The organism is Levilactobacillus koreensis JCM 16448, from assembly GCF_001435525.1.
Taxonomy (GTDB): Bacteria; Bacillota; Bacilli; order Lactobacillales; family Lactobacillaceae; genus Levilactobacillus; species Levilactobacillus koreensis.
In genome coordinates this window covers 1-7,713 of sequence record NZ_AZDP01000030.1, presented here as the reverse complement: position 1 = coordinate 7,713, position 7,713 = coordinate 1, and the positions used below count along the sequence as shown (strand labels likewise).

Below are 7,713 nucleotides of genomic sequence, written 5' to 3'. Positions count from 1 at the left end.
ACCGATGTGAATCATCGGCTAGCTAAGACACTCGTTACGGCATATGGTTCGCATACACTTTTCGTTTTAGAAGACTTAACTAATGTGACCTTCAACACTGACGATTTGCCTAAGTCCTTGCGTAACAGCCATCGTTCTTGGTCTTTCTTTCAATTGGAATCTTTCTTAGCGTACAAGGCTCAGGCTATTCAAAGTGCCGTCGTGAAAGTGAATCCAGCCTTCACTTCACAGAGGTGTCCGAAGTGTGGCCTAGTTGAGAAGGCTAATCGCCATCATGATACTCATGAATATTGGTGTGCCCAATGCCAGTATCGGTGTAACGATGACCGCTTAGGGGCAATGAATATTGAGATGCTTGGCCAAGATTGGTTGAATGGTGTCAAACACCCAAAGATTAAAAAGCTAACAACTGCTGGGTAAACCTGGCAGTTAACGGGTAGCCGTCAATTACCCGATGATGTTGCCACTACGAGTAGGAGTGTCTTAATGGGCATGTTGGACTACTGTGTTGCCAGACACGTGAGCGACAAGCCGCTGAATTTATTCAGGGGCAGTTGACTTATCGGTTTAGTGGTCATGGCTGATTGCCAATTCACCACTGGAATTATTAAAATAGCCTATTTTCGGTGGCTTGACAAGTCCTAATTACAGGACCGAACTTCTCTCGCCAGTTACTGGTCATCGTCGATCACTACTAAGACGCCCAGTAAATCAGCAACAACCGTTAACATAGTCTAACTTTGATTATACAAAGTGTACCAAACGATGGCGTGAATATGATGATTCTTGCCAAAATTTTAACTTCTGAGTGATTAATTTGTGAAACCGCTATATGCCAATTTTCGTTAACGGCAATGACGGATTGGACAAGTTATTGACCGAACAATTTAACCTGGTGGCGTTAGGCCAGGCTGCCGGTCCCACAGGATGGACCACCTGACTGCCGAAGGGGCAAGGTAACGACTAAAAGATAATCCCCCAATATATTCTGCTTGACAGGGGGCGTGGGAGGCGGTAGACTGAGGTCACCAATTAAGATTACATCTGTAAACGAAGGGAGCTGTTAAAATGGCCACCACAGAATTAGCCATTACCATCTCCGACGCAGAATGGCGCGTCATGCGCATCGTTTGGACGTTGGGGCAAGCGGATAGTCGCACCATCATCGACTTACTTGAACAACAACACGACTGGAAGGCGCCAACCATTAAAACGCTGATTGGCCGCCTGGTAAAGAAAGGCGCGCTGGGAACCACCAAGAACGGCCGCCAATTTATTTACACCCCACTCATCAAGGAACAGGCCGCCATGGACGGGGCCCTACTAAATGAACTCGACCAGATGTGTGCGATGCATCGCGGCACGTCACTGGTTCACGTGTTGGAACAGACTGAGTTGAGTAAAACTGATGTACAAAATCTAATCGACTGTTTGGCTCAGAAGTTACCGACGGCCCCCGATATGGTCGCCTGTGACTGCTTGCCAAATGGTTGTGAAGGGAGTTGTGAACCATGAAGGAACGCGAAAACGTCGGCATGTCACACATGAACATGCAGGCAGATATGAAGGGTATGAAGATGCCAGACGACCACAAGCACACGCCGCACGACGCCGACATGAACAAGATGGACATGGATCACGGCGATATGGACATGAGCAATATGGATATGACTCACATGGATATGGACATGGGCGACGGGCACATGATGCACATGGGTAATCTGAAACGAAAGTTCTGGGTCTCCCTCATCTTGACCATCCCCGTCATTCTGATGTCGCCGATGATGGGCATGACGTTGCCCTTTCAATTGATTTTCCCGGGAAGTGATTGGATTGTCGCCATCCTCGGCTCCATTCTCTTTTTCTACGGCGGCGCACCCTTCTTCAGCGGTGCCAAGGCCGAGCTGCAAATGAAGCAACCTGCCATGATGACCCTGATCAGCATGGGGGTCGGCGTGGCCTACGTCTACAGTATCTACGCCGTCATTGCCAACGATCTATTTCACGTGACACCGACCGTCAACAATTTCTTCTGGGAGTTGTCGACCTTGATCGTCATTATGTTGCTGGGACACTGGATCGAAATGAATACCGTCATGAACGCTGGTTCCGCGGTCGACGCGCTGGGTAAATTATTACCACAGACCGCACACGTTATCGATGACCAAGGCAACAGCACCGACGTCCAATTGAGTGACCTCCAAGTCGGCCAAACGCTGGCTGTCCGTGCTGGCGAACAAGTTCCCGCCGACGCGGTCATCCTCACTGGAACTTCTGACGTCAACGAATCCCTGGTTACTGGGGAGTCCAAGGCGATCAAGAAGTTGGCTGGTGACAAGGTCATCGGGGGCTCGGTCAACGGGACCGGGACGTTCACCGCTAAAGTCACGGGGACCGGGGATTCCGGCTACCTCGCGCAAGTCATGGATCTGATTCAAAACGCGAAGAACGCCAAGTCCAAGTCCGAAAACTTAGCGAACCGCGTGGCTGGCTGGTTATTCTACGCCGCCCTCTTTGCCGGAATTCTCGCCTTCATCGTTTGGCTGACTGTGGCGAACTTAGCCGTAGCCTTACCCGTGGCCGTCGCCGTCTTTGTTATCGCCTGCCCCCACGCCTTGGGCCTGGCCGTTCCCTTGGTTGTTTCCCGCAGCACGGCGCTTGCCGCTCAAAACGGCTTGTTGATCCGTAACCGGGATGCCATGGAACAAGTTAACCACTTAAAGTTTGCCTTGATGGACAAGACGGGGACGTTAACGATGGGTAAGTTTAAGGTCAACCATCTGATTAGTTTAGATAAGCAGTACAGTGATACCGATATTCTGCGCCTGATGGCCGGTCTCGAAAGTGGCTCCAGTCATCCCCTGGCAACCGGGATCTTAGCCGCTGCCAAGGAACAACAGCTGACGGTGACTGCCGCAACCGACACGCACCAGGAAACTGGACTGGGCCAATTTGGAACCCTCGACAACACCACGTACGGCGTCGTTTCCGTCGCTTACCTGGACCAACACCAGCTGGACTATGACCACGACCAGTTCACGACTTTTGCCGCCGAAGGAAACTCCATTAGTTTCTTAGTCGCCGGTGAAAAGGTGCTGGGTCTCGTAGCCGAAGGGGACCAGATCAAGCCCAACGCCAAGAAATTGATCACGTCACTCAAGGCACAAGGGATTACGCCGGTGATGTTGACCGGTGACAACCAGGAAACGGCCAACAAGGTCGCGACTAGCATCGGGATCGACGATGTGCAGGCTCGCCTGTTGCCGGAAGATAAGGAACGATTGGTTCAGAAGTACCAGCAAAACGGCAAGGTCCTCTTCATCGGTGATGGGGTCAACGACGCACCTAGTCTGGCCCGTGCCGACGTTGGGATGGCCATTGGGTCTGGGACCGACGTGGCAATTGAATCCGCCGACATCATCCTGGTTGCCAGCGATCCCGCCGACGTCATTCAGTTCCTCGACTTGGCCCGGGCAACCAACCGCAAGATGACCGAAAACCTCTGGTGGGGAGCTGGCTACAATTTGATTGCTATCCCACTGGCCGCCGGCGTCTTGGCCCCCATTGGCTTCATGCTCAACCCAATGGCTGGGGCAATCGTCATGTCCTTAAGTACGATTATCGTGGCCATCAATGCGATGACGTTGAAGATCAAACCGGTTGCGGATTAAATAGCAAAATAGAATAGTATTAAAAAAGCTTCGATAGAGTGGAACCTCTACCGGAGTTTTTTTAGTGCCTAGATTGAATCGCTTATTGTAATCAATTGGTTAACTGATAGCTGACATTCACTAATTTAGTCAATACCTCTTTTGTAGGCAGTTCGTTAACATCAACCGTAATCCAGTTCTGCTTCGTGAAATGTTGCCCTGGCAAGATGTAGGCGGACGTTTCAACTAGCTCATCGATTCGGGCCGGGTCACACTTCAGGTCAATGTATAGGCCATCGTCCTTCTCATAGGCCAGACCAAATATTTTCTTGCTTTTCTGGTGCCGCAACGCATCGAAAACAATCTGGTTATGGTGCGCGGGGTTATTGAACGGCCGGTCAACGGTGACCGCTTTGCCCGCACTGCTGAATTCAATTAGCTCTGCCTTCGTCATTTCCATGACAACAGTCCTCCTAATCTAAAACTTAAGCCACCAAAATTAATTCTGGCGGCTAAGTCGTTTCTATATGCTATTTTAGTCAATTGCTACTGAATGAATTCAGCGGCTTGTCGCTCACGTATCTGGCGACACAGTAGTTCAACATGTCAGTTAGGACACTCCTACTCGTAATGGCAACATCATCGGGTAATTGACGGCTACCCGTTTAACTATCGGGATTTACCCAATAGTCGTTAAATTTTTGATTTTTGGATGCTTAACCCCGCTCAACCATTCTTGCCCCAGTATTTCAATATTCATAGCCCCTAAGCGGTCATCATTGCAACGATACTGACACTGTTCACACCAATACTCGTGAGTCTCGTGATGACGATTGGCCTTCTTAATTATTCCGCACTTAGGACATCGCTGTGAGGTAAATGCTGGATTAACTTTCACGACCGCGCTTTGAATAGCCTGAGCCTTGTATGTCAAGAACGATTCTAGTTGGAAGAAAGACCAAGAACGGTGACTATTACGCAGAGATTTAGGTAGGTCATTGGTGCTGAATGTCACGTTGGTTAAGTCTTCCAAAACAAAAAGGGTATGTGAACCATATGCTACAACGAGTGTCTTAGCTATCCGATGATTCATATCGGTCATCCAGCGGTTCTCTCGTTGAGCCAGTTGCTTCAATTTTTCCTTAGCAGACTTTGACCCTTTAGCTTGCAGTTGTCGCCGAATCTCTAAAAACTTCTTGCGTTTACGTAAGATCATTTGACCGTCAAAGAATAGTGTTTTCCCTTTACTATCAAAAACAGTTGCTAGAAAACGTAATCCACGGTCAATCCCTACGATTTGCGGATTATTCTTAGTATCGAAATCGCCAACCTCTTTCGTTATTCCAATGTGCAGAAACCATTTTCCTCGGTTGTGGACCAACTTGGCGGTCCCTAGCTTCCAGTCCTCGGCAAAGTATTTCTCAAAACCTTTGTTGGTAAACCCCAGCTTAGTCCGTTCACCTAGAGTGGTCATCGAGATCTGTTTCATCTTATCTACAAAAGAATAGTTACTCTGACGAATCAAGTCTGCTTGTGGTCGGTGAAACTGGATGGGTTTCACCAACCAGGTCAGGTCTCTAGAAACTTGAATCCATTTGTTTTCTTTATTTTTATAACGGTAAGGGTGCTGTTTCATCTGTTTCTGAACAGTCTTGTAACGAGCTGAGACCGTTCGAAAAACCGATTCGACCATCTGACTATTGAGTGGTGATTCTTGTCTGAAACGTTTATACAAATGGCGGTTGATTGTTAACCAGCTTAATGGAAACTCATGGTCAAATATCCATTAACTTACAATATTAGCTAATCGTTGATACTCTTGGCTCATTGCTAGAAATTTATCTGCTTGATCAGTATCTGGATAGAGTCTCAGTTTGATTGTTCGCCCTAACTTAATCAACGGCTACCTCCCCTGTAGATTGGATCAAGTATACCATACTTAGCTTATCAGGGGAACACAAGTTCAGAAAAAACGTTAAGTTCTGTATTCATCCCATAATTAGAATCGCAGGTTTTTACTTATTTTTTTAATAATGCCGCACTGGCCTCAGCATGGTATTTCAGGTGAACTGCCTTAGCCGTCACCTGCTTGAAAGACTTACCCGGCTTACGTTTACCGTATTCCTGTAAGGTAACTTTCTTCCCGTGACGAGTGATTTTCGTGTAGTTCCAAACCTTCTCTGGCGCAAAGTAATCCCGCAAGTAATACGTGCCTTGATTGACATGGTACGCAAGATGCTTGCCGCCATACGCTTGATCCCCGAAATCAGTCATGACCATCACTGAAGTCTTGCTCAAAAACAAGGAATTGGCCGAAATATCGGTGTCTTCCCCGCTGTGCTTCACCCGTAGCTGGACCCAAGCTCCCCTGAGTTGCTTAGGTGATCCAGCCGTCCATTTTGTTTTGGCCTGAGCAACGGTTCCCCAACCGAGACTGCCCACCATGCCAAGAACGACAACGGTACTTGTTACAAATTTATTCATATGATCTCCTCCGATAGTCACCAGTATACCACTCTCAATGAGACGTAAAAGACCCCACCAGCGCTATACACACTAGTGAGGCCTCACTTTTAATCTACTTTTCGCCGCAAAATAAAGCGTAACATCTTATGACCGTTCAGCGACAACACCATGACCGCCAAGATGATCAACAAGCCGCCGAACAAGTCGAAACCAGTCAACTGGACGCTCAGGAAAATCACCGAGAACACTGTGGCTGACAGGGGTTCAAACGCGTCTAACAGACTGGCCGTCGTCGGCAAAATATACGCCAGACTGTGTGCGAACATCAAGAACGGGAAGATGGTGCCCAAGATGATGATCAGCGCAATCAATCCCCATTCCGCCAGCGTTAGGGTCACCGTCGCGCGCCATAATGGTCCAAAAACATTTAGACAAATACCAGCGATGAACAGGCCCCAACCGGTGACGGAGATTGCGCCAAACCGCGGCAAGAGTGGCCGGGGAATCAACGTGTTGGTCGCCACCCCGATGGCCGATAAGCCGCCCCAGAACAGAACAATCGGCGAAATGGCCAGACTGTTTAAATGGCCATGCGTCACAATCAACAGTGTTCCGATAAACGCCATCACCATCCCAATCGCCTCGGGCCGCGTTGGTATGAGGTGCTTGAATAAGAAATAATAAATGCTAATGATAAACGGTCCCAGAAATTGAAGGATGGTCGCAATTGGGGCGTTCCCAAATTTGACGGCTTCAAAGTAGAACAGCTGCACGGGCACCAGTCCTAGCAAACCATAGCTGACCACCCGAATGCCGGCCTTTTTGTCGTGCCAAATTTGAAAAGGATGCACGCCAACCACTTGGCCCATGACCAACAGGAGGAACCCCGCCGTGATCATTCGAACTTGTGTCAGCCACAACGCCGTGACGTGGGGATTTAGCGTGAACAGTGTGCTCGCCGCAACCCCGGAGATTCCCCATAAAATACACGCTGCGCTGGCCAAAAGGACCCCGCGTAAATGATGCTGTTGTTGTACCACTACTGCCACTTCCTACTTCTCTTAAAATTATGTTTGCTGGATAATTCCGCCTCTGCCAACCTTCGACTACAGCTGGCCTTTAAAGATATACTGACAACATGCTGGAAACTGATCACGTCTATTTATCAGTCGACTGCACTGATTGTTTCATTCTACTAGAAATTTCGTAACTTTTCGATTGCTACCCACCATTTTACTCGATTTTGACTACCGGTCGAGCACTAGGCGCAAGAGTCAAGTATACCAAACGTCTCACCGTTACCGGACAACTCTGAGCAATTCATCATCGAATTATTAGTTTGAAGCGGTTTCATTCTTAGACAACATAAAAGAGAGTGCGACCAAAGGCGATTAGGCAATGAGCATTAACGTCGCTAGCCGAATAATCCCGATTTTGGATTGTTCGGCTAGCGACGTTAAGCGGAGTTGACTGCCTTTTGCCGCACGTTTCGACCATGTCCGTTCGAAGTGCCAAAAAGGTCTGAGACTTTTGGATCCAGACCAATCGAGTAGGAGGTAGCCGATTATTTCGGCTACCGACCTCTCACACCACCGTA

General features: G+C 48.5%; 6 protein-coding genes and 1 pseudogene. 3 read left to right on the top strand and 4 right to left on the bottom strand.

The window, feature by feature from the left end; genetic code table 11:
- From FC99_RS14085 to FC99_RS01960, 3 genes are all read left to right on the top strand, one after another.
- The coding region (locus tag FC99_RS14085; RefSeq protein ID WP_235805846.1) for a zinc ribbon domain-containing protein at window positions 1-420 on the top strand (420 nt) is incomplete at its 5' end.
- A gap of 648 nt (window positions 421-1,068) precedes the next feature.
- Window positions 1,069-1,515, top strand: a complete 447-nt coding sequence (locus FC99_RS01965; RefSeq protein ID WP_048733040.1) for a CopY/TcrY family copper transport repressor — start codon at window positions 1,069-1,071, stop codon at window positions 1,513-1,515.
- The gene (locus FC99_RS01960) at window positions 1,512-3,671 is read left to right on the top strand and encodes a heavy metal translocating P-type ATPase (protein ID WP_420324059.1); all 2,160 of its coding nucleotides are present in this window, start codon (window positions 1,512-1,514) and stop codon (window positions 3,669-3,671) included. Before FC99_RS01965 ends, FC99_RS01960 begins: the two co-directional genes overlap by 4 nt.
- Before the next feature lie 91 nt (window positions 3,672-3,762).
- Here the strand turns inward: FC99_RS01960 and FC99_RS01955 are convergent, their stop codons facing one another.
- From FC99_RS01955 to FC99_RS01940, 4 genes and pseudogenes are all read right to left on the bottom strand, one after another.
- Window positions 3,763-4,110, bottom strand: a complete 348-nt coding sequence (locus tag FC99_RS01955) for an MmcQ/YjbR family DNA-binding protein (protein WP_048733042.1) — start codon at window positions 4,108-4,110, stop codon at window positions 3,763-3,765.
- Window positions 4,111-4,329: 219 nt separating this feature from the next.
- A pseudogene (locus tag FC99_RS01950) lies at window positions 4,330-5,550 on the bottom strand (RNA-guided endonuclease TnpB family protein).
- Between the two features lie 119 nt (window positions 5,551-5,669).
- A complete protein-coding gene (locus FC99_RS01945) occupies window positions 5,670-6,134 on the bottom strand; it encodes a hypothetical protein (RefSeq protein ID WP_048733044.1) in 465 nt (154 codons plus the stop codon).
- An 89-nt stretch (window positions 6,135-6,223) separates the two neighbouring features.
- Entirely contained in the window at window positions 6,224-7,165 is a 942-nt protein-coding gene (locus tag FC99_RS01940; protein ID WP_235805845.1) for a DMT family transporter, read from the bottom strand.
- Window positions 7,166-7,713: the final 548 nt, after the last annotated feature.